The sequence below is a fragment of the Streptomyces sp. CMB-StM0423 genome (assembly GCF_002847285.1).
GTDB lineage: Bacteria > Actinomycetota > Actinomycetes > Streptomycetales > Streptomycetaceae > Streptomyces.
Window position 1 is genome coordinate 81,427 of the sequence record NZ_CP025407.1, and the last position, 20,947, is coordinate 102,373.

The following is a 20,947-nucleotide window of genomic DNA, read 5'->3' on the forward strand; positions in this document are numbered from 1 at the left end:
CCTGGGCCGACGGGCAGCCCGTACGCCTCGCCGCCGTGTGGCGGTGCACATTCGGGCTGCTGGCGAACCCATAGAGGGCTTAAAGTAGGCGTCTTATCTGGATATTGACGTGCTACCGTCAATAACTGAGTGCCGCCAGAGCCGGTGCTCGCACAGGGGGCTCAGGGGGACACGCGGCTGTTCAACCCTTTCGTAGCAGGGGATCGCCGAGCGGCGGATGTTACGGCTCGCGGGCCTTTCGTTCACTTTGTGCCGGACCACGAGCACAGGGGGATACATGAGTGGAACGGGACGGTTAGCACGACAAGGTTTGAGAGTCCTCGCCGTCGGTGCGCTGGCCAGCATCTTGGCCTTCCCCGCCACCGCCACGGACGCGACGGGCGCGGTACAGAAGCAGAAGACCACCGAGCAGGCGAAGATGTACGTCATCACGCAACCGGACCTGATCAAACACCCTGAAAAGGTGATCAAGGCATCCAAGCAGCCCGGCGGTCTGGAGAAGCTCGGCGTCGAACCCCTCAAGGACTCAGCCGCACGACCGTCCCAGGGGCCCAGCACGAGGGCCGAGGTCCCCGCCTCCTACGCGGTGGACAGTCAGCGGTTCAACCGGGGCCGCAAGCCGGCCGACCCGTACCAGTACACCACGGAAGCCGCCTGCCTCGGGCAGACGAATGCGTGGCGCGACCAGGGGTGGATCAAGAACCGCTACAGCTTCTGCAAGACCGAGATCGTGGCTGTGCCGGTCACCACCTGCAACATCCCGCCGTTCCCACCCCGGTGCCGTGTCACGGCCCGGTACATAGCGCGGCACACCATCCTCGGCGAGGGCAAGATCGGCGGCCACGTCGCCAACGCGGCGAACCGGTGGGCGAAGTTCACCTTCAAGGTCACGCCACTCAATGTCACCGGTCGCTTCCGGCAGCCCACCTCACGCATGTCGGTGAACATGGAGTGCTCCGGCGACTACCGCAACGACATCGGCCTGCCCAACTCCCGCGCCTGCTACGCGGGTAAGGCGAACGGCCGCAGCGACACGGTTCCCGGCTGGCTGAGGAACCGCACGACGACCATGGAGATCATCTCCGACGCCTATCCGCCCGACGCGAGCCGCAGCCCGCAGATCGCCGTTGGCACCTTCCGACCTCACTTCGTGCTCACCTGGGCCCCCGCCGGAGAGAAGGAGTGGCGGATGCCCGAGGGCGGGATGCGCTTCGACAGTGCGTGGTACCTGACCACCAACCGGAAGGAACAGCTCGGCTCGGTCTTCGATCGGTCCCGTCCTGGGCTGACCCACAGGCGCAACAACCGCCCGATCGCTCAGTTGGCCAAGCACATCCATGAGGCGCGCACGAACCCGAGAGCGACGATCCCGGTGTCGGCCAACAACAACGCCACCAAGCACCTGCCCGGCGCCACCCGCGACGACCCCATCCGGCGGCTCGCACCGGGCGCCGGCACCTGGCAACAGGACCGCTTCGCGGCCAACGAAGCACTGTCACGTAACGGCTTCTGCCGCACCGGCATGCCCCAGCAGCCCGGCCAGGGCGGGCCCTACGACTGCGATGAGTACCCCTTCGCTTCAACCTACGAAGGCGCCGCGCGCTACCGGTACGAGGGTTCCCACCTTCAGAACTTCTGGTCGGCGCGATGGGTCAAGCGCACGCACAACCAGGAAGCGGGGCGCCGTCTGGGTCGCTGGTACGTCAACGACCGCATCCTCGACCACGACCGGTTCTTCATCCCCACACCCGCGCGCTGACGACCGCACCGCCGTGGCACCCGTCCTCTGAAGGACGGGTGCCACGGTGCCCAAACGTGGTCACCCCGGCCACAACTGCACGAGCGCCGCGCCTTCGGCTCTCCAGCCCAGCCGCATCCTGTACTTCCCGGCTGGCACTTCGAAGACGTCCGGGACGGCCCCAGCCGTCAACTCGTCGAGGCTCAGGACACCGCTGGGAAGAGTCCAGCCCGTCTCCACAGTGTCCGGCCACTGACCTTTACCAACCTCGGCCGGACCGTCCCACAGCTCGATCCGCAGACGGGCCCGCACCAGATCCTCCTCGCTCTCGAAGACCAGAACCGATTCCCCTACACCCAACCACGGGTTCGGCCGCCCGGCCTCCGGCAGGTCCTCGTCCGCCGCGGCATCGGCGAGACCGAACAGATGAAAGCTGACCCGCACTTCGAGATCCGCGCTGTCTACCAATCGAACCATGGGTTCTTCCCCGATCCCCAATTCAGCGCTCGCCCCTCGCAGCAGGCACCCGATACTTCCTCATCGTGGACCGCTACACCAGCTTCAGTGATGGATGACGGGCCTTCCGATCGGATGCCCGCGCCGCCGCCACACCCCACCAGAGGCCCAAGCATCACAATCAGCTATCTGTCGGTTGGTTCGCGGCTCGTTAACGGGACCCCAAGCTTGCGTGGATCGTGCTGCAGCCGCTGCGGTGGAATGGAATGGCGACGTGCGCCCGTACGGGCTGGGGTACGAGGCAGGAGGGCGCTGAGGTCTCCCTCGGGGGCGGGAGCCGGCTGGCCCGCCAGGTCCTGCCGGCGTCCGGAGGCGGACGACACCGTGCCGCTGGTGACGTTGCGCGACCCGGAGTCGGGGACGACGCTGGAGGTCGCGCTCCCCGCGCGGTGAGCCGGCCCGCCGACGACGTCGGCGGGCGGGCTTTCGGCCCCGTGCCCGGGCGGGTTCCGCCGCCGAGCTTCTCCCAGCCCGGGCACGGGTGTCACAGCGCAGCCCGGCCGTGTCCCGAATCTTTTGATCCGGAAATTTCACCGGGTTGGGTAAAGACCTGCCGTCATGATCGTCAGACTGTTGTCTGCGCGATGTCAGCCCACGACGAGACCCTCACCTACCGCCAGGCGGTCGGGGCACGCATACGCGAACTGCGCGTCGAGTCCAATCTGACGCAGTGGCAGCTCGGCGAACTGGTCGGTGCCGACCACAAGACGATCCACCGGATCGAGTACGGACGATCCGATCCCCCGCTCAGTCTCCTGGTCCGGATCGCCCGAGCGTAAGATGTCTCTTTGCGCGCGCCCCAGGCGCACGGGATGACGGAGAGGACCAGCAGCGGCAGCAGCACCGGGGGCAGCACGGTGACGACGGTCGCCGCGGCGGCGAGTTGGGCTGCGGCGGAGGTCAGCATCTGGGAGTCGATGATGAGGTCGCCGGTCCTGTCCGCCCCGTCGGATGCGGCTGCGTGGGCGTCTTCGAAGTCGGGGTCCTCGTAGGCGACAAGCTCGGCGCCGGTGGCGGCGGTGATGACCGCGAGGTCGGCTTCGCGTACGGCTTTCGGCGCAAGCTGAGCCGCGGCAGCGCGGGCGGCGGCATCGAGGAGGTAGCGGCCGCAGCCGGCGAGCACGAGGACGAGCACGGCGGTCAGGTTCTCGCGCAGCCCGGCGGCGATGTCGTCCCCGGTGAACACCGCAGCCAGCACACGGGTGGTGGCCGCGAGCGCGGTCGCGGTCAGAACGGGAACCTTGACGGTTCAGCCAGCCGTCGCCTGACCGTCGACCGCCTCACCCAGTGTGAAAGGCCGCGCAGCGGTGATTGATCGGCCTGTCAATCACCGTGTGTGGTCGCCGTGGACGTATCGGCTCCAGGTGCCGCCGGCCTCGGTGACCAAGCGGGTGGCTGTCTATCGGTGCAGCGGTTATCGGCCAGAACGATCATGGTCCGTGTGTGACTCGGTTTGGGTGTCCGAGTCGGGTGGGTCACCGGGTCGCGACGTGGTCAGTCCGCCCCGGGGATCAATCGGACCGTGGTCGGCGCTGAGATTAATCATGGGCCGGCTGGCGTCGGGGTGAGCGGGTCGTCCGGCCGCCGGATGCGGACTCGGCGGGGGCGGGGGATGTCGTGGAGATCGGCGAAGTCCGCGTGCGCCTGGAAGATGGCTTCGGGGTACGCCTCCTGCGTCGGCGCTGCGGTCTGGGTCAGTGCGGGCGGCCGGCGCGGAGCCGGGCGTACTGCTGCCGCTGGACGCGGTCGAGATCCCGCAAGGTGAAGTCCGCGGTCTTCGCGTTGATCTCGTACGTGACCGAGGTGTTGCCGCCGCGGGCGCCGGTGACGCCGACCGCCGCGGCGCCCTCCTTCGCCTGGAATTGCTGCGGCGTGAGGACGGCTTCGGGCTGCGACAGCCCGTTGAGGCCGATGCCGCCCGCGGGGAGCCAGCCGCCCTGGTCGTACCAGTGCGGGGACTGCCGGTTCCAGAAGGACCAGGCGGACGCCGGGCTGCCGTAGCGGCCCTTGATGTACCCCAGGCCCCACTTGATCTGCGTGGCAGGGTTGGTGCGCCAGTCGGAGCCGGCCGACGCCATCTTCGACGCGGGGAAGCTGTTGCCGGTCAGGAAGACGTTGGTCTCCTGACGGACAGTCCACGTTCCCAGCTCGGTCGTCACGCACCACACGTCCTGCACACCGAGGGAGACGTCCGTGAAGCACACCCGGCCGCCTACCGTCTCTCGGGGCTCCCCGTGTGGGGCGCGGTGATGGTGATCGTCCAGTTAGGAGCGTCGCCGTCTCGACTGCTGCGCCGCTTGGACACGTAGACCGACGGTCGCCGACCGGATAGGTAGACGGCCAGCACGATCGCCTCAGCCACCTGACCAGCCGTCTGCGAGATCTGCGTGATCGGCTGACGCCCACCCTTCTTAGGCGCCACGTGCCCCTCTGCTTGGATCATCGCCGTCAGCCACGCCTCCCGCTGCTCGGTCGACATGGACAGCACCTGCTGGATTGCGTCCACCTTCAGATTGCCCCCCCGTTCGGTCAGGTCTCGTGCGTACGGCGCGGACAAACGCCACTCGCGGTCAAGGCGCGCCTCGCCCTTCACGATGCGCTCACGAGTCCGCGTGACCCGGCCGTGACCGTCGATGGCTTCTTCGAGCCCGTCGCCATGACCGTCAAGAACGAGACCGTCACCGGATCCTGGGCCGACGTCGCCACCGGCCAGGACCCCACCCCCGTCACCCAGGACGTGTTCGGCCTCTGGCTCGACCACGGTGCGCAGCCGAGCGACGCGACCTACGCCTACGTCGTCCGGCCCGGCGTCAACCAGGGCCAGGCCGTCGCGTACGCGCAGCACCTCCCCGTGCGCGTGCTCGCCAACACCACGTCCCTGCAAGGCGTACGCCACGACGGTCTGGGCATCTCCCAGCTCCTCTTCTACTCCCCCGGCACCGCCGAAGTCCGCAAGGGAGTGACCCTGGCCGTCGACCAGCCCTGCATGGTCATCCTCGACGAGTCGGGGTCCGGCGCGCCTGTCATCACCGTCTCCGCCCCGCAGAAACCCGGCGTCACCGTCGCCGTCACCCTCACCCGTTCCGGAAAGGTCACCCGCCGGACCGCCACCCTCCCCGACGGCGACCGCCAGGGAGCGGGAGTCACCCTCGGCGCGACGGCGAACAACGTCGCCCTGCGCCGCCCGGTGCTCACCTCCTCCGAACAGGACACCTCCGTCGGGGCCCACTTCCTGACCGACGGCAACCCCCGCACCCGCTGGGGTTCGGCGCCCTCGGACGGCGAATGGGCGATGGTCGACCTGCTGACACCGCAGTTCGCCGATGCGGTGACGCTGCACTGGGACACGGCCTATGCGCAGACGTACGCCGTCCAGGTCTCCCCCGACGGGGAGACCTGGCGGACCGTCCACTCGACCACCGCCGGAACGGGCGGAACCCGGACCCTGGCCCTCACCCCCCAGCCGGTGCGGTTCGTCCGCCTGGACCTCACCGAGCGGCACGCCGGCCGGGGCTTCGCGCTGCGGGGCCTTGAGGTCCATGCGGCTCCGGACCTGGCACGCGGCAAGCCCGCCACCGCCTCCTCGACCCGCGTCGCCGAACTGGCCCCGGCCAACGCCACGGACGGGCAGGACAACACCCGCTGGGGATCCGACTACTCGGACCCGCAGTGGCTGAGCATCGACCTGGGTGCCACGACGGCCATCGGCACCGTGAAACTCCACTGGGAGACGGCCAGCGCCAAGAGCTACCGGCTCCAGGTCTCGGACGACGGCAGCGACTGGACCGACGTCCACTCCACGACCAGCGGACCGGGCGGGGTGGAGACGATCCCCGTCTCCGCCGACGCACGATACGTCCGTATGTACGGGACGCAGCGCAACACCCAGTACGGGTACTCGCTGTTCTCGTTCGAGGTGTACGGACGCTGACCCGGATCCCCCACGCCGGCTCCGGGCTGGGGCGAGCGCCACCCTGTGCGCACATGCCGCGACAGGGTGGCGCCGTCCAGCCCTGGCGCAGTGCCCCGGCTCCGTTCCTTGACAGGTTTCCCCCGCCGCTGTGACAGTTGAGAGCGCTCTCTACGTCATGTACACGCCAGGAGGATCTGATGCGACCTTCCCGTTGGCTCGCCGGTGCCGTTCCGTTAGGGCTGATCGGCGTACTCGCTCTCGGACAAGCCGCCACCGCCGCCAAGCCCGGGGACGGACCCACCGGCGGATCAGCTCAGGAAGCGGCGACGGCTGCGACGGCCGATCCGCCTTCCACGCTCGGCAGTGCCCTGGTGGGCGGCGCCGACCCCAGCGTCATCAAGGTGGGCAGCCTCTACGTCTCGGCAAAATCGGTGGACGGAGGGATCGCGGTGCGGACGGCGTCCACGCCGGAGGCCGTGGCCACCGCCCCCAAGCACCAGGTGTGGCAGGACACCGCGAGTCTGGGCGAGGTCTGGGCGCCGGAGATCGTCCATCACGACGGCCAGTACCGCATCTACTTCGCCGCCGGCCGCGGCGCGGCCCACCGGATGTACCACATCGGCTCCCCGAACCCGACGTCCGGATACTCCGCGGCCGTCAAGGTGGCCCTGCCCGGCGACAAGTGGGCCATCGACGGGGTGCCCTTCACGTTCGGCGGGCAGCGCTGGTTCGTGTGGTCGGGCTGGGCCGGCGACACCAACGTCGAACAGAACCTCTACGTCGCCCGGATGAGCAGCCCCACCGCCTCCACCGGCGGCCGCTACATCATCTCGCAGCCGCGTGAGCCGTGGGAGCGCGTGGTGGGCAACCCGTTCATCAACGAAGCGCCCCAGCCGATCGTCGACCCGAGCGGCCAGTTGCACGTCGTCTACTCCGCTAACGGCAGTTGGAGCGACAAGTACTGCATCGCCGACCTGCGGCTGAGGGCCGGCGGCGATCCCACCTACGTCTGGGACTGGTACAAGAGCAACGGCTGCCTGTTCGGCTCGCACGCGCCGTCCATGATGTCCGGCTGGACACCGACGGTGAACGTCAACGGTCCCGGCCACCACACGTTCATCCTTCCGCAGGGCGACGTCAACGCCGGCCCGCCCTCCGGCAACCGTTTCCCCACGATGTTCCACGCGGTGGCCAAGGGCACCCCGTACACGTGGTCCAACCGCTTCTGGTACTCCGGGACGGCGGTCTGGTGGAGCAACACCACGTACCGGCGCGCCAACGTCCCCGGAAGTACCACCAACGTGGGCTACAGCCTGAAGTTCTTCGAGTAGACGCAGCCCCTCTCGCGGCTCTGCCGCGCCGCTCTGGTGCGCACCCGACTCTGGTGCCGTCGCCGGGGTGCACCGTCCTACTCAGAGTCGGTGGACGGGGAACTCCCGGTGGACGGCACTGCCGGGGTCTCGGCGTGGTCGTCGTTCCGCGTCGGGGTGGGAATCCCGCTGGGGACCTCCGACGGAGGCCCGGACGGCGTGGGTGGCGTGGGCGACGCCGGTGGGCTACTGGGCGGCGGGGTGGCGGGCCTGGAACGGTCCTCGGCGCCAGGACCGGGCAGGCCCGCCGCCAGACTGACGGCAAGGGCGACCACCGCCAGCGCGCCGCCGGCGGCGGCCGCGGCGCGACGGCGGCGGATACGGCGTCCACCGGCGACGGCCGCGTCCGTAAGGCTGGGCATCGGCGGCGCCGTGGAGTCGTCCACCAGCGCCGCGAAGGCGCGGTGCAGGTCAGCGGATTCACGCTCGCCCATCTCCCGCCTCACCTTCCGTTCACCTCGTGGGCGAGCGCGCCGAGGAGCTGACGCAGCCGGCGCAGCCCCCGCGTGCTCTGGCTCTTGACCGTTCCCGGGCTCACCCGGAGCGCTTCGGCGGTCTGCTCCACACTCCAGTCCTCCCAGTACCGCAGCACCAGCACCGCCCGGTACCGGGGCGGCAGTTCCATCAGCGCGGACTGCATCACCAGCCGCAGTTCCCGGGTGGCCGGGGGCGCCGGCTGCGCCTCGGGCACATCCTCCATCAGCTCCTCCCGCCAGGCCCGGCGGCGGAGCTGGTCGATGAAGACGCGGGTGAGGATCGTACGGGCGTACGCGTCCACATTGCCGTCCCGGCGGACCCGCCCCCAGGCCGCGTAGAGCTTCATAAGCGTGGTCTGAGTCAGGTCCTGGGCCTGGTGCCAGTCACCGCAGAGCAGGTACGCGCTGCGCCTGAGGTCCGTCTGCCGGGCCTCGGCGAACTCCCGGAACTCCCGCTCCCGTACCGCTTCCCTCACCCACCCCACCCTTCGGATGACACGACGCTTCTCACAGTCCTCTACGTGAGCGGGCGGCGGGAGGTTGCACGCCGCCGGGCGGAAATTCTCCCGGACAGGCCGTGCAACCTGAGGCGTCCCCGACCCCGTACTCCTCTCATGCAAGGGCTTCGGCGACAGCCGGGGCCGGTCGACCACCACGCATCAGGAGTCACCTTGACGACCCGTCACCCCAGGCGTCCGCGCCGTCTGATCCTCACGGCAACCGCCGCGGGCGTCCTGGCCATCGGCGGCCTGGGCGCCCTCGCCCACGCCACCACCGGCACCGAGAATCCGGCCGGCGGCCCCGGCTCGCAGGAGTCCGCCACGCCGAGCGAGATGCCCAGCGAACCGACCCCCGTCCCCTCGGAGCCCGGCACACCGGCCGAGACGCCCGGCGAGCCGTCACCGATCCCCTCGGACGCCGGCACTCCGAGCGAGATGCCGGAAGAGCCGACAGCCGCTCCCTCAGAGCCCGGCACTCCGAGCAAGGAGCCGGAGGAGCCGACGCCCGTCCCCGAAGAGACCGGCACCCCCACGCCGCTCGCGCCCGGCGAGCCCTCCCCCGAGTGGTAGAGCCGACGGTGCGGTGACCGCCGCGTCCCCGGTGACCGGAGCGGACCGGCCACCGGGGCGTCCTCGGTGCGGTGGGCGGCCAAGCGGCAGTCGTACCGCCGTCAGCGAGGACCTCACCACTTTCGCCTCACAGAGGAGAAAGTTCGCACTTCTACCGCCAAAGATGTTGGCTGCGCGATGGAAGCCTTCTATGGTCGACATGTCCCTGTCATTGAGAGAGAGGCGGGTCATGGTGCCACCGAACGTTGTCGTGGTTCTGGCGGACGACCTGGGCGTCGGTGATCTCAGTCCTTACGGCTCGCGCCTCATCCGTACGCCCGCGATGACCCGGCTCGCGGCCAACGGCGTTGTCTGCGAGGCGATGTACGCCGCCGCCTCGACCGACACGCCGTCACGCGCCGGCCTGCTCACCGGCCGCTACGGGGCACGCTACGGCCTGCCCGCCTCCACCGGCCCCGGCACCGACGCCGGCCTGCCACCGGACGCGGTCACCGTCGCGAAGCTGCTCGGGAGCGCGGGCTACGCCACCGGGCTGTTCGGTCAGTGGCGGCTCGGCGCGCAGCCCGGCCGGCACCCGCTCGATCACGGCTTCGGCCGCTTCGAGGGCACCCTGTACGGCACCGACGTCACGCCGCTGGCCTGGTACGAGGGGCGGAAGGCCGTCGTGGACGACGCCGACCCGGCGCAGTCCGCGCGCCACCTCACCGACGCCGCCCTCGACTTCGTCGACGACCACCGCGACGGCCCGTTCCTCGCCGTCCTCTCCCACCTCGGACCGCACGCCCCCTACCGGGTCGAGCCCCGCTTCCACGGCGCGTCGGCCGCGGGCGCCTACGGCGACCTGGTCGAGCAACTCGACCACTACCTCGGCGTGCTCCTGCGTCACCTCGACCGCAGGAGACTGACCCGCCGGACGCTGGTGATCGTCACCAGCGACAACGGCCCGCGCTACGAGGGGCGCACCCAGGAGCGGCGCGGCCGCAAACCCGAGGTCTTCGACGGCGGCGTCCGCGTGCCGTTCCTCGCCTCCTGGCCGTCCGTCACCCGCCGCACCCGCGACGCGACGCCGCGCTCGTTGCTGGACCTGACGCCGTCGCTGTGCGCGCTCGCCGGGGTGGGCCCGCCGGACGGCCTCGACGGCGAGGACATGTCCGCGCTGCTGTCCGGCCGTCCCTCCCCCGGCCGGGGACCGGTCTACCTCTTCTTCGACCAGTGGCTGAACGCCGTGCGCAGCGACCGCTGGAAGCTGCACGTCGCGTTCGGTGCCGACAGGACCGCGTACATGCCGCAGTTGTTCGACGTCACCGCCGACGTCCGCGAGGCGTACAACCTGGCCGCGCTCCACCCCGGTGTCGTGGAGCGGCTGCGCGGGCCGTTGGAGGAGCTGCGCGACGACGTCGCCGCCGAGGCCGCGGCACGGAAGGAGACGACGACCGTATGAGCGTCCAACCCGGAGAAGCCACTTCTTCTACGGCATCCGCCACCCGACGGACCATCCTGAAGGGCTCCGGCGCCATGGGCCTGGCCGCCGTCGCCGGCGTCACCGCGGCCGCCCCCGCCCACGGCGAGGGGGCCGCCGCGCCGAACGTCGTGATCGTCTACTGCGACGACCTCGGCTACGGCGACCCCGGCTGCTACGGCTCGCCGCTGGTGGACACGCCCGTCATCGACGGCATGGCGCGCCGCGGTATGCGCTTCACCGACTTCTACGCGGGCGCTCCCACCTGCACCCCGTCCCGCGCCTCGCTGCTGACCGGCTGCTACGCGCCGCGCGTGAACCTCGCGACCGTGCTCTTCCCCGACCACACCAACGGGATGTCGGCGCGGGAGACGACGCTGGCCACGTACCTCAGGGGCGCGGGCTACGCGACGGCCCACATCGGCAAGTGGCACCTCGGCAACCCCGCCGTCGACCCCGGACTGCACCCCATGGAGCACGGCTTCGACCGCTACTTCGGTCTGCCGTACTCCAACGACATGGCGCCGCTGCCGCTCTACGACGACCGCGAGATCGTCGAACAGCCGCCGGACCAGGCGAGCCTGACGCGGCGTTACACAGAGGAGACGGTCTCCTTCATCCGGGCCCACGCCGGCCGGCCGTTCTTCGTCTACCTCGCCATCACCCAACCGCACGAGCCCCTCGCCTCGGAGTTCGCGGGCCGCTCGGCGGCGGGCCCGCACGGCGACTCGGTGGAGGAGATCGACCACTACGTGGGCGTGCTGCTGGACGAACTCGACGCCCTCGGCGTCCGCGACAACACCTGCGTGATCTTCACCAGCGACAACGGGCCGTGGTACGTCGGCAGCGCCGGGGACCTGTACGGCCGCAAGGCCGAGACGTACGAGGGCGGCCAGCGGGTGCCGTTCGTGGTCGAGTGGCCCGCCGTCGTGCCGGCCGGGGTCACCTACCGCCAGCCCACCTCGCTCGTGGACGTTCTCCCGACCCTCCTGGAGGCCGCGGGCGTCGAGCCCGACCCGGAGCGCACCATCGACGGCCGCAGCATCCTGCATGCCCTGACCACCGGCCGCCGGGTGGACCGCGGCGACCTCTTCTCCTACGACGACCAGCGGACACCGTCCGTCGGCAACTGCAACGCCGTCCGGCGCGGGGACTGGAAGCTGCACGTGCGCCGCGTACCCGGACCGTACTTCACCGGCCGCGCCTTCTCCCCCACCGAGGAACTGCCGCAGCTCTTCGACCTCGCCCGCGATCCCGGGGAGTGCTACGACCTCTCCCGGCACTACCCCGAACTCGTCACGACGCTCACGGCCCGCATCGAGGAGTTCGACGCCGCCCTCCGGGCCGACCACGCCGAGCGCTACGGTGCCCCCTGACGCCTGCCGACGACCGCGTACGACTGCGCAGACACGTACGGAGTGGAACGCGACCGCGCGCCGCTATGTCAGCAGCCGGCGAGGACGGAGGTGAAGGGGTCGGTGGGGCACCGCAACTTCACGCCCTGCGGGTCCGCGACGAACTCGTACCCGTTGCCCCCGCGGCGTCTCCGGAGGTGGCGGTGAAGCCCTGCGGGCTCGCCACGTACTCGAACCCGTTGTCCGCAGCGGCGGTTCCGGTGGAGGCGAGAACGGCGGCCGAGGCCAGGATCAGGGCTGCCAGGGCACTTCCCGTACGCACAGGTACCTCCGATGCGGAGAGGAAAGGAGCCGCCGCCGGCGGCCTGGTGACCCGAGGTTCCCCCGTCCCCACACGGGGGCATCGCCCAACACGCGACCCGGCGCCTGTGGATCACCTGGCCGGGCGCCACTGCGGGCGCACCGGCCCGGCATGAAGCGCGAGTGCATCCGCGCGCTCCCGAAGGCCACGTATCCGGCCGCAAGCGCGGCAAGGCCACCGGCGCGGTGCAACCAGGAGCCGAGCCCGCGCGGCAGCACCGGACACCCGCCGGCCGGAGGCGGCGGGGGCTCCACGGCGTGCGGTCAGTTCTCCCAGGGCCAGCCGGTGGTGCGGTTCCGGCCGAGGAGGTCCACCAGGCGGAACAGGGCGTCGCTGAAGCCGGCGATCTCGTACCGGTGCGGCCGGGCGGTGTCGATCGACGCCTTGCCGTAGCCGGTGGTGTTGACGCCGAACATCGGCACCCCGGGATCGCCTCCGACACCGACGTCCTCCGGCCCAGTTCTCGCACGGCTGAGGGGCAGCCCGCACCCGCTTCGTTTTCGCAGGGACTCGTTCGCCGGTGAAAGGGAAGTAACCCCGGGCTTCGCTTCGCGGCGGACTCAGCCGTGACAGCGCGCGGCAGAAAGGGCCTTGGGTTTTTCCGGGGGTCGCTTCCCGGCGGATGGCCCGGCCGCGGGGCCTCCCACGGGCGGGCTCCGCCGCCGCCGGGGGCGGCGGAGCCGGTGTGCCGGGGTCAGCCGTGCGCGGGCTGGTTGGCGGTCTTCTTGTCGGCCAGCCACTGCTTGATGAACTGGCCCTGGTGCTCACCGCCGAGCAGGTTCCAGTTGTGGTCGTACATCATGGGCTTCCAGTAGTTGCTGTAGGCCCACGCGACCCAACTGATCTCCGGGCGTGCGTCCAGGTACTGGCGCAGCGGCGTGCCCCAGCCCGAGGTGGTGCCCTTGGTGACCGGGTCGGACCAGGGGCCCTCCGGGTTCCAGCCGAACTCGGTGAGGATCACCGGGATCTTCTTCGCGGCGTTGCCGAACTTCGCGTCGAGGTTGGCGGCGGTCGCCGCGCCCTGGTTGGGGTAGAGGTGGTAGACGTACGCGATGTTCCCGCCGCTGATGGGGTCGGCGGCGGCCTGGTTGACGCGGGTGCTCCACTGCGGGCCGCCCATGAGGATGAGGTTCTTCGGGGCGGCGGCGCGGACCTTGTTCACGACGGGCTGGATGTAGCTCTTCCAGGTCGCCCACGAGTCGGGGTTGATGGGCTCGTTGTAGACCTCGAAGATGACGTTCGGGATGTCCTTGTACTTCGGTGCGACGTACGACCAGAAGTCCAGGACGCGCTGTTGCGGCATGCCGCTCGTGCCGCCGTAGTCCTGCACCTTGTGCAGGTCCACGATGATGTAGACACCGCGGGCGACGGCCTGCTTGACGTACGGGTCGATGTGCTGGCGGAAGTTCTCCTCCAGGCTGAGCGAGTCGTTGGGCGCCCATTCGGTGACGGGCAGCCGGACCACCTTGGAGTACCAGCCCAGGGCGGGGTCGGTGGCCCGGTTGATGAGCTCCGACATCGGCTTGGGGTTGCACGCGGTGCACTCGTTGTTGTGGCGCGGCCCGATCATCGATACGCCGCGCAGCGTGACGGGGTTGCCCGCCGCGTCCTTGATGCGGTTGCCCTCGGTCTTCAGCCACGGCACGGCGGCCTCGGGGGCGACGTCTGCGGGAGCGGCGCTTTCGGGCGCCGGTCCTGCGGTGGCCTGTCCCGGGGCGATGACGGTGACGAGCACCGCCACCGCGGCGAGCAGGGCGAGCAGGAGCTTTCGTGCTTTTCTGTGCATGCGGCTCTCCTGGGAACGAAAGGTTCGGTGGGGGGTGGTGCCGATGCGGTTGCGGTCCTCCTCTCGGTACGGGGTGGTCTCAGCGGATCCGTACGGTCCCGGTGACCGCGAGATCCGCCGAGCTGAAGCCGAGGTGCACCCGGTAGTCGCCCGGTTCGGTGTGCCAGGCGCCGTCCCAGTGCTGGAATGCGCGGGCCGGGATCCGCAGGCCGGCGGTGGCCGTCTGTCCCGGGCCGGCCGTCACGGTCACGTGCCCGGCGAGCCAGCGCACCGGCCGGTCGACTTCGCCGGCCGGGCGGGACAGGTACGCCTGGACGACCTGCTTGCCGCGGCGCTCTCCGGTGTTGCGGAGGCCGGCGGTGAGCAGCAGGTCGTCGCCGGCGGCGAGTTCGGCGGGGATCTCGGCCGTCGGCGGGTCCCAGGTGGTGTATCCGAGGCCGTGCCCGAACGGGTACGCCGGCTCGGCGCCGGACTCCAGCCAGGCGCGGTAGCCGATGCGGATGCCTTCGTCGTACGGGAGCCGCCCCACCGCCGGCGTGGTGGACAGCACGGGTACGTCCGCCTCGTCCGCCGGCCAGGTCGTGGGCAGCCGGCCGCCGGGCTCCACCGCGCCGAGCAGCACGTCGGCGAGGGCGTGGCCGAACTCCTGGCCGCCGAACCAGGTGAGCAGCACGGCGGCGGCGTCGTCGCGCCACGGCAGCAGCACCGGTGCGCCCGCGTTCACGGCGACCACGGTGCGGGGGTTGGCCGCCGCGACCGCGCGGACCAGGTCGTCCTGCCGGCCGGGGAGGACGAGGGTGGTGCGGTCGAAGCCTTCGCTCTCCACCTCGGGGCCGGTGCCGACGACGACGAGAGCGGCGTCGGCGTCGCGTGCCGCCGCGGCCGCGGCGGCGATCTCGGCGTCGGGTGTGCCGGTGTCGAGGTCGAGCCCGGCGACGAGCGTGACGCCGGAGTCCGGGCCCTGCCGCGGCGGCAGGTCGAGGTGGACGGTGATGTCCAGCGGCTCGCCGGCGGCGGGTTCGACGGGCACGCTCGCGTGCGGCGGGGAGACGAGTCCGCCGCCGAACTCCTCGCCGGTGTGGACGAGTTCTTCCCGCAGGAGTTCGGTGCCGTCGATGAGGAGCCGGAGGGTGCCGGCGCCCGCGACCCCGATCCGTACGCGGCCGGAGCGCGCCGGGAGATAGCGCGTGGTGACCTCGACGGTCGCGGTGTGGGCGAGCCGGGCCGAGCCCATGCGGGCGAGGTTGGCGTCGCGGCGGTGCTCGTCGAGGATCACGGTGCCGTCGGCGCCGCGGCACACCAGGCGCACGCCCGGCCGGCCGCTGACCGGATCGGTGAGGTCGGTGCCCGCGAAGGGGGCGATGCCGCGCTGGGCGAGGGCGCCGAGGTGCCAGTCGACGCGGGTGCCGGGCAGCGCGGCCCGCAGGCCCTCCAGCGGGGAGACGGCCCGGTCGGGCTCGACGGTGGCGCTGCCGCCGCCCTGGGTGCGGGGCAGGAAGCCGAGGTGCCCGATGACGGCCACGGAGCGCAGACCGGTCGCCGGCCAGGGCAGCTCGCCGCTGTTACATACGAGCACGGTGCCGGCGGCGGCCACCTCCCGGGCGAGCGCGGGCCCGTCCTCCCCGGCGGGCGGTGCGGCGACGGCCGGCGCGAAGCCCTCCAGCGCACCCACCCGGACCGCGAGCCGCAGGATCCGCAGCACCTTCTCGTCGACGGCCTCCTCCGGCACCCGGCCTTCCCGCACGGCCTCGGTGAGCCTGTCGCCCCACGGTCCTTCGGGTCCCGGCATCACCAGGTCCTGGCGCGCCAGCGCGGCGGGCTCTGTGCTGCGGACGGCCCACCAGTCGGAGACCACGACGCCGTCGAAGCCCCACTCGCCGCACAGCGGCTCGGCGAGCAGCGGGTGCTCGCTCATCGTGGTGCCGTTGACGGAGTTGTAGGCGGACATCACCATCCAGGGCCGCTCGCCGGCCACGGTGTCCTCGAAGGCGGCGAGGTACAGCTCGCGCAGGGCGCGCTCGCCGATGCGGTTGTCGACGGTGAAGCGGTCGGTCTCCGCGTCGTTGGCGACGTAGTGCTTGGGTGTGGCGCCGACGCCGCCGTCCTGGACCCCGCGGACGAACGCGGCGGCGAGCTGCGAGGTGAGCAGCGGATCCTCGGAGTACGTCTCGAAGTGCCGGCCGCCCAGCGGGCTGCGGTGCAGGTTGATGGTGGGGCCGAGGATGACGTCGACGCCCATGCGGCGGGCCTCGCAGGCGATGATCGCGCCGTAACGGTAGGCGATCCGGGGGTCCCAGGAGGCGGCCAGGGCGGTGGCGGAGGGCAGGTTGAGCGCCGTGAAGCGGCCGTCCCAGCTCTCGCCGCGCACCCCGCTGGGCCCGTCGGACAGGACGATCCGGCGCAGGCCGACGGCGGGCTCGGCGTGCAGGGCCCAGTTGTCGGCGCCGGTGAGCAGCCGTACCTTCTGCTCCAGGGTGAGCTTGCCGACGAGGCCCCGCAGTGCTGCGGCGGTGGACTCCGTGTCGGTCCTGTCGGTCATGGGGTCGCTCCAGGGGTTTCGTGGACTCCGGACAGCGTGAGCTCGTCGGCGAGGTGGCAGGCGACCCGGTGTCCCGTGCCGGCACCGCCGGTGGCGGGAACCGGCTCGGGCGGCTTCTCCGGGACGTCGCAGAGGCCGGGGCGGGCGAAGCGGCAGCGGGTGCGGAACGAGCAGCCGGCCGGCGGGTGCGCCGGGTCGGGCAGGTCGTCGGAGAGCCGGATACGGCGGGCGGTGCCGCGCAGCCGCGGGTCCGGGCGGGGTACCGCGGACAGCAGCGCCTCGGTGTAGGGGTGGCGGGGGCGGGCGTACAGCTCGTCCGTCCCGGCCAGTTCGACGATCCTGCCGAGGTACATCACGGCGACCCGGTCGCAGACGCTCTCCACCACCGACAGGTCGTGGGAGATGAAGAGATAGGTCAGCGCGTACTCGTCCTGGAGGTCCCGGAGCAGGTTCAGGATCTGGGCGCGGACGGACACGTCGAGCGCGGACACCGGCTCGTCGGCGACGACCAGCTTCGGGTCCACGATCAGCGCGCGGGCGATGCTGACGCGCTGCCGCTCGCCGCCGGAGAACGCGTGCGGGTAACGGTGCAGGTACTTCGGCGACAGCCCGACGCGGGTGAGCATCGCCGCCACCCGGTCCTCCAGCTCCGCCCCGGTGGCGATCCCGTACGAGCGCAGCGGCTCGCCGACGATCTGCAGCAGCGTCATCCGGGGGTTGAGCGAGGAGAAGGGGTCCTGGAAGACGACCCGGACCTGCCGCTGGTACGCGCGCAGCCCGCGGCCGGACAGCGCGGCGACGTCCACCGGCTCCGCCCCCGCCTCCGGCCGGTAGGAGATCCGGCCCGAGGTGGGCTGGAGGATCCGGGCGACGCTGCGGCCCAGCGTGGTCTTGCCGCAGCCCGACTCCCCCACCAGGCCCAGGGTTTCACCGGGCCGGACGGAGAGGTCGACGCCGTCGACGGCGCGGACGTGGCCGACGGTGCGGCCGAGGAAGCCGCGCTTGACGGGGAAGTGCGTGCGCAGGCCGCGGACTTCGAGGACCGGGGCCGTGCGCGCGGCCGCGGCGGTGTCCGGGAGCGCGGTGCCGGTCATGCCTGGGCTCCTTCGGCCGTGGCCGCCGCGGGGACCGGCGACGTGTCGCCGTGCAGTACGCAGCGGACCCTGCGGTCAGCGGACAGCGCCGTCTCGGGCGGCTCCGCCGTATCGCATACCCCGGCGACCGCGCTCGCGCAGCGCGGGTGGAACGGGCAGCCGGCGGGGCGCTCGGACGGATGCGGTACGTTCCCGCGGATGGAGGCCAGCCGCTGCCGGGCACCCGCGCCCATGCGGGGTACGGAGCCGAGGAGGGCCCGGGTGTAGGGGTGCGCGGGGTCGTGGAAGACGGCGTCCACGGGGCCCTGCTCGACCACCGTGCCGAGGTACATCACCACCACCTCGTCCGCGATCTCGGCGACCACACCGAGGTCGTGGGTGATGAAGAGGACCGACATGCCGGAGTCCGCCTGGATCTCGGTCAGCAGGTCCAGTATCCGGGCCTGGGTGGTGACGTCCAGCGCGGTGGTCGGCTCGTCGGCGATGAGCAGCTCGGGGTCGCAGGAGAGCGCGATGGCGATCATCACGCGCTGGCACATGCCGCCGGAGAGCTGGAAGGAGTACGCGTCCATGCGCCGCCCGGCGCCGGGGATGCCGACCCGCTCCAGCAGGTGCACGGCCCGCGCGCGGGCCGCCTCCCGGCTCAGCGGCAGGTGCAGCCGGATGGCCTCGACGAGCTGGTCGCCGACGGTGTACATGGGCGACAGGGCGGCCATCGGTTCCTGGAAGACCATCGCGATCCGGCCGCCGCGGACGGCACGGATCTCCTCGCCCCGCGGGTCGAGCGCGGCCAGGTCGACGGACCGGGCCTGCGCGGTGTCCGCGGCATCCCCGGCCGCAGCACCGTCCGCGGGGCCTTCGTCGTCCGCGGCGGCTTCGGGGTCCGCGGCGGCTTCGGCGTCCGCGGCCCCATCGGTGTAGAAGCGGATCGAGCCGCCGACGATCCGGCCCGGCTCCTCGACCAGGCCGAGTACGGAGCGCGCGGTCACGCTCTTGCCGCAGCCCGACTCCCCCACGACACAGACGATCCTGCCGCGCGGGACGGTGAAGCTCACCCCGTCCACGGCGCGGACGGTGCCCTCCTGGGTGTCGAAGTGCGTCTTCAGGTCGCTGATGTCGAGCAACGGGGGGTCCGGTTCAGGGGCCATCGTCTCGTTCCGTCACTTCCTGTAGGGGTCCGCGGCGTCGCGCAACCCGTCGCCGGCGAAATTGAGGGCCAGTACCGCGGTGACGACGGCGAGGCCGGGGAGCATCAGCCACGGGGCGGAGGAGAGCACGCGGATGTTCTGCGCGTCCTGCAGCAGCACGCCCCAGCTCACGACGGGCGCCTGGAGGCCCAGGCCGAGGAAGCTCAGCGCGGTCTCGGCCAGGATCATCGCCGGGATGGACAGCGAGAGCTGGGCGATGAGGTGGCTGCTGGTGGACGGCAGCAGGTGCCGGAAGATCACCCGGCGCCGGGTGCAGCCGTCCAGGCGGGCCGCGGTGACGAACTCCTCCTGGCGCAGGGCGAGGAAGCGGCCGCGTACCTCCCGGGCCAGATGGGTCCAGCCGATCATGGCCAGCACGACGGTGATGGCGAAGTACCGCCGCAGCGGCCCCCAGTCCGGTGGCAGGGCCGCCGCCAGGCCCAGCCACAGCGGCAGGTGGGGCAGGGACATGAAGAACTCGACGACCCGCTGGATCGCGGTGTCGGTTCTGCCGCCCAGATAGCCGGAGATCCCGCCGAGCGTCACGCCGAGCAGGAACGCCACCACGACGCCGACCAGTCCGATGGTCATCGACACCCGGGTGCCGTGGATGAGTTCGGAGAGCAGGTCGTGCCCGTTGCGGTCGGCTCCCAGCAGGAACATCGCGGCGCCTGGCTCCTTGGGGCCGATGAGGTGGCGGTCCCAGGGGATGAGGCCGAAGAGGTGGTATTCGTCGCCCTTGACGAAGAAGCCGATGGGGACTTCCGCCGAGGGGTCGGTGGTGAAGGTCTGCTCGTACGTCTCGTCGTCCACGGTCGTCGTGTAGCCGTCGACGTGCAGGCCGCCGCTGAACTGGACCGTCTGCGGCGGGGCGTACGGGTAGTCGTCGTTGAGGTAGTCCGTGCCGTAGGGCGCCAGGAACTCCGCGAACAGCGCGACGAAGTAGAAGGCGACGGTGACGATCAGGCCGGCCATGGCGAGCTTGTGCCTGCGGAACCGGCGCCAGATGAGCCGCCATTGGGAGGCGCCGTGCCTGGCCGGTGCTGCGGCCGGCGCGGGCCGGGTGCGTATGCGCATGGTCGTCCCTCATCCCTGGGCCAGCCGGACCCGCGGGTCCAGCCAGGCCAGCAGTACGTCGGAGAGCAGGGTGCCGATCACGGTCAGCAGGCTGACGATGAGAATGATGGAGCTGGCCAGGTACATGTCCTGGCTGCGCAGCGCGCCCAGCAGCAGGGGCCCGGTGGTGGGCAGCGACAGCACCTGGGAGACGATGACCTCGCCCGACACCAGCGCCGGAAGTACGTAGCCGACGTTGGAGACGAACGGGTTGAGCGCGACCCGCAGCGGATACTTCAGGACCAGCCTGCGCTCCGGCATGCCGCGCGCCCGGGCGGCGACGACGTACGGCTTGCGCAGCTCGTCCAGCAGGTTGGCGCGCAGCACCCGTACCAGGCCGGCGGTGCCCGCCGCGCCGAGCACCAGGACGGGCACCCACAGGTGGCTGAGGAGGTCGAGGAACTTGCCCAGGTTCCAGGCGGCGTCCTCGTACTCGGGCGAGTAGAGTCCCCCGACGCTCATCCCGAAGACGCTGTGGCCGAGGTACATCAGGACGAGCGCAATCATGAAGTTGGGGATGGCGAGGCCCAGGAACCCGACCGTGGTGGCGACGTAGTCGCCGGCCGAGTACTGCCGCACCGCCGAGTACAGGCCGACGGGGAACGCCAGCAGCCAGGTCGCCAGGAGGGTCGAGACCGCGAGCACCACGGTCAGCGGCAGCCGGTCCATGACCAGGCTGGACACGGACTTCCCGTACTCGAAGGACTCCCCGAAGTCGCCGTGCAGCACGATCGCGGAGACCCACTTCCAGTACTGCTCGTACACCGGCTCGCCGAGTCCGTAGCGCTCGCGCAGCGCGGACATCTGCGCCTCGTCCATCCGCTCGCCCTGGTTCTCCAGCCGGGCGGCGAGGGTGGTCAGGAAGTCACCCGGGGGCAACTGGATGATGGCGAAGGCCACCACGGAGATCCCGAAGAGCGTGGGGATCATGTAGAGGCACCGACGTGCCAGGTAGCTCAACACTGCT

Annotated in this window: 21 protein-coding genes; 8 read left to right on the forward strand and 13 right to left on the reverse strand. The window is 71.2% G+C overall.

Annotation, left to right across the window (positions count from 1 at the left end; translation table 11 throughout):
• Positions 1 to 310: 310 nt before the first annotated feature.
• The gene (locus tag CXR04_RS00260; RefSeq protein ID WP_159072231.1) at positions 311 to 1,759 is read left to right on the forward strand and encodes a NucA/NucB deoxyribonuclease domain-containing protein; all 1,449 of its coding nucleotides are present in this window, start codon (positions 311 to 313) and stop codon (positions 1,757 to 1,759) included.
• A 60-nt stretch (positions 1,760 to 1,819) separates the two neighbouring features.
• Here CXR04_RS00260 and CXR04_RS00265 read toward each other — a convergent pair whose 3' ends face one another.
• Positions 1,820 to 2,215, reverse strand: a complete 396-nt coding sequence (locus CXR04_RS00265) for a hypothetical protein (RefSeq protein ID WP_101419893.1) — start codon at positions 2,213 to 2,215, stop codon at positions 1,820 to 1,822.
• 623 nt (positions 2,216 to 2,838) lie between these two features.
• Here CXR04_RS00265 and CXR04_RS36760 point away from each other — a divergent pair.
• Positions 2,839 to 3,033, forward strand: coding sequence for a helix-turn-helix transcriptional regulator (locus CXR04_RS36760; RefSeq protein ID WP_101419894.1), 195 nt, complete (start codon positions 2,839 to 2,841; stop codon positions 3,031 to 3,033).
• A 182-nt stretch (positions 3,034 to 3,215) separates the two neighbouring features.
• Positions 3,216 to 3,569 (forward strand): hypothetical protein, encoded by a 354-nt coding sequence (locus CXR04_RS36765; protein ID WP_199850354.1) that lies wholly within the window; start codon positions 3,216 to 3,218, stop codon positions 3,567 to 3,569.
• Positions 3,570 to 3,948: 379 nt separating this feature from the next.
• On the opposite strand, the gene CXR04_RS36770 is transcribed toward CXR04_RS36765, so the two are convergent.
• Together CXR04_RS36770 and CXR04_RS00290 are read right to left on the reverse strand one after the other, a co-directional pair.
• Positions 3,949 to 4,413 (reverse strand): hypothetical protein, encoded by a 465-nt coding sequence (locus CXR04_RS36770; RefSeq protein ID WP_159072232.1) that lies wholly within the window; start codon positions 4,411 to 4,413, stop codon positions 3,949 to 3,951.
• Between the two features lie 53 nt (positions 4,414 to 4,466).
• Complete coding sequence (locus tag CXR04_RS00290) at positions 4,467 to 4,847, reverse strand: hypothetical protein (protein WP_101419896.1); 381 nt, start codon at positions 4,845 to 4,847, stop codon at positions 4,467 to 4,469.
• 30 nt (positions 4,848 to 4,877) lie between these two features.
• Between CXR04_RS00290 and CXR04_RS00295 the strand changes: the two genes are divergently transcribed.
• Together CXR04_RS00295 and CXR04_RS00300 are read left to right on the forward strand one after the other, a co-directional pair.
• Entirely contained in the window at positions 4,878 to 6,185 is a 1,308-nt protein-coding gene (locus tag CXR04_RS00295) for a discoidin domain-containing protein (protein ID WP_234379959.1), read from the forward strand.
• 353 nt (positions 6,186 to 6,538) lie between these two features.
• Positions 6,539 to 7,498 carry a glycoside hydrolase family 43 protein gene (locus CXR04_RS00300; protein ID WP_101419897.1) on the forward strand — a complete coding sequence of 320 codons (960 nt, stop codon included), beginning with the start codon at positions 6,539 to 6,541 and terminating at the stop codon, positions 7,496 to 7,498.
• Between the two features lie 77 nt (positions 7,499 to 7,575).
• Here the strand turns inward: CXR04_RS00300 and CXR04_RS00305 are convergent, their stop codons facing one another.
• Positions 7,576 to 7,971 carry a hypothetical protein gene (locus tag CXR04_RS00305; protein WP_101426119.1) on the reverse strand — a complete coding sequence of 132 codons (396 nt, stop codon included), beginning with the start codon at positions 7,969 to 7,971 and terminating at the stop codon, positions 7,576 to 7,578.
• 8 nt (positions 7,972 to 7,979) lie between these two features.
• Entirely contained in the window at positions 7,980 to 8,489 is a 510-nt protein-coding gene (locus CXR04_RS00310) for a SigE family RNA polymerase sigma factor (protein ID WP_101426118.1), read from the reverse strand.
• A 195-nt stretch (positions 8,490 to 8,684) separates the two neighbouring features.
• Between CXR04_RS00310 and CXR04_RS00315 the strand changes: the two genes are divergently transcribed.
• The 3 genes from CXR04_RS00315 (at position 8,685) to CXR04_RS00325 (ending at position 11,918) form a co-directional block, all read left to right on the forward strand.
• Entirely contained in the window at positions 8,685 to 9,083 is a 399-nt protein-coding gene (locus CXR04_RS00315) for a hypothetical protein (RefSeq protein WP_101419898.1), read from the forward strand.
• 229 nt (positions 9,084 to 9,312) lie between these two features.
• The gene (locus CXR04_RS00320; protein ID WP_159072233.1) at positions 9,313 to 10,524 is read left to right on the forward strand and encodes a sulfatase-like hydrolase/transferase; all 1,212 of its coding nucleotides are present in this window, start codon (positions 9,313 to 9,315) and stop codon (positions 10,522 to 10,524) included.
• Positions 10,521 to 11,918: a sulfatase family protein gene (locus tag CXR04_RS00325; protein WP_101419900.1), complete on the forward strand. Its 1,398-nt coding sequence runs from the start codon at positions 10,521 to 10,523 to the stop codon at positions 11,916 to 11,918. Before CXR04_RS00320 ends, CXR04_RS00325 begins: the two co-directional genes overlap by 4 nt.
• Before the next feature lie 118 nt (positions 11,919 to 12,036).
• Here CXR04_RS00325 and CXR04_RS34685 read toward each other — a convergent pair whose 3' ends face one another.
• The 8 genes from CXR04_RS34685 to CXR04_RS00360 all read right to left on the reverse strand — a co-directional run bounded on the left by CXR04_RS34685 (position 12,037) and on the right by CXR04_RS00360 (position 20,943).
• Positions 12,037 to 12,219: a hypothetical protein gene (locus CXR04_RS34685; RefSeq protein WP_159072234.1), complete on the reverse strand. Its 183-nt coding sequence runs from the start codon at positions 12,217 to 12,219 to the stop codon at positions 12,037 to 12,039.
• Positions 12,220 to 12,521: 302 nt separating this feature from the next.
• Positions 12,522 to 12,680, reverse strand: a complete 159-nt coding sequence (locus tag CXR04_RS00330) for a hypothetical protein (protein ID WP_234379960.1) — start codon at positions 12,678 to 12,680, stop codon at positions 12,522 to 12,524.
• Positions 12,681 to 12,952: 272 nt separating this feature from the next.
• A complete protein-coding gene (locus CXR04_RS00335; protein WP_101419901.1) occupies positions 12,953 to 14,044 on the reverse strand; it encodes a glycoside hydrolase family 5 protein in 1,092 nt (363 codons plus the stop codon).
• Between the two features lie 79 nt (positions 14,045 to 14,123).
• Positions 14,124 to 16,583: a beta-glucosidase family protein gene (locus tag CXR04_RS00340; protein ID WP_101419902.1), complete on the reverse strand. Its 2,460-nt coding sequence runs from the start codon at positions 16,581 to 16,583 to the stop codon at positions 14,124 to 14,126.
• Positions 16,580 to 17,677 (reverse strand): ABC transporter ATP-binding protein, encoded by a 1,098-nt coding sequence (locus CXR04_RS00345; protein WP_101419903.1) that lies wholly within the window; start codon positions 17,675 to 17,677, stop codon positions 16,580 to 16,582. The genes CXR04_RS00340 and CXR04_RS00345 overlap by 4 nt, the downstream gene beginning before the upstream one ends.
• Positions 17,674 to 18,825, reverse strand: a complete 1,152-nt coding sequence (locus CXR04_RS00350) for an ABC transporter ATP-binding protein (protein WP_101419904.1) — start codon at positions 18,823 to 18,825, stop codon at positions 17,674 to 17,676. Before CXR04_RS00350 ends, CXR04_RS00345 begins: the two co-directional genes overlap by 4 nt.
• A gap of 12 nt (positions 18,826 to 18,837) precedes the next feature.
• On the reverse strand, positions 18,838 to 19,941 hold the full coding sequence (locus CXR04_RS00355) for an ABC transporter permease (protein ID WP_101419905.1): 1,104 nt from the start codon (positions 19,939 to 19,941) through the stop codon (positions 18,838 to 18,840).
• 9 nt (positions 19,942 to 19,950) lie between these two features.
• A complete protein-coding gene (locus tag CXR04_RS00360; RefSeq protein WP_101419906.1) occupies positions 19,951 to 20,943 on the reverse strand; it encodes an ABC transporter permease in 993 nt (330 codons plus the stop codon).
• Between the last annotated feature and the right edge of the window lie 4 nt (positions 20,944 to 20,947).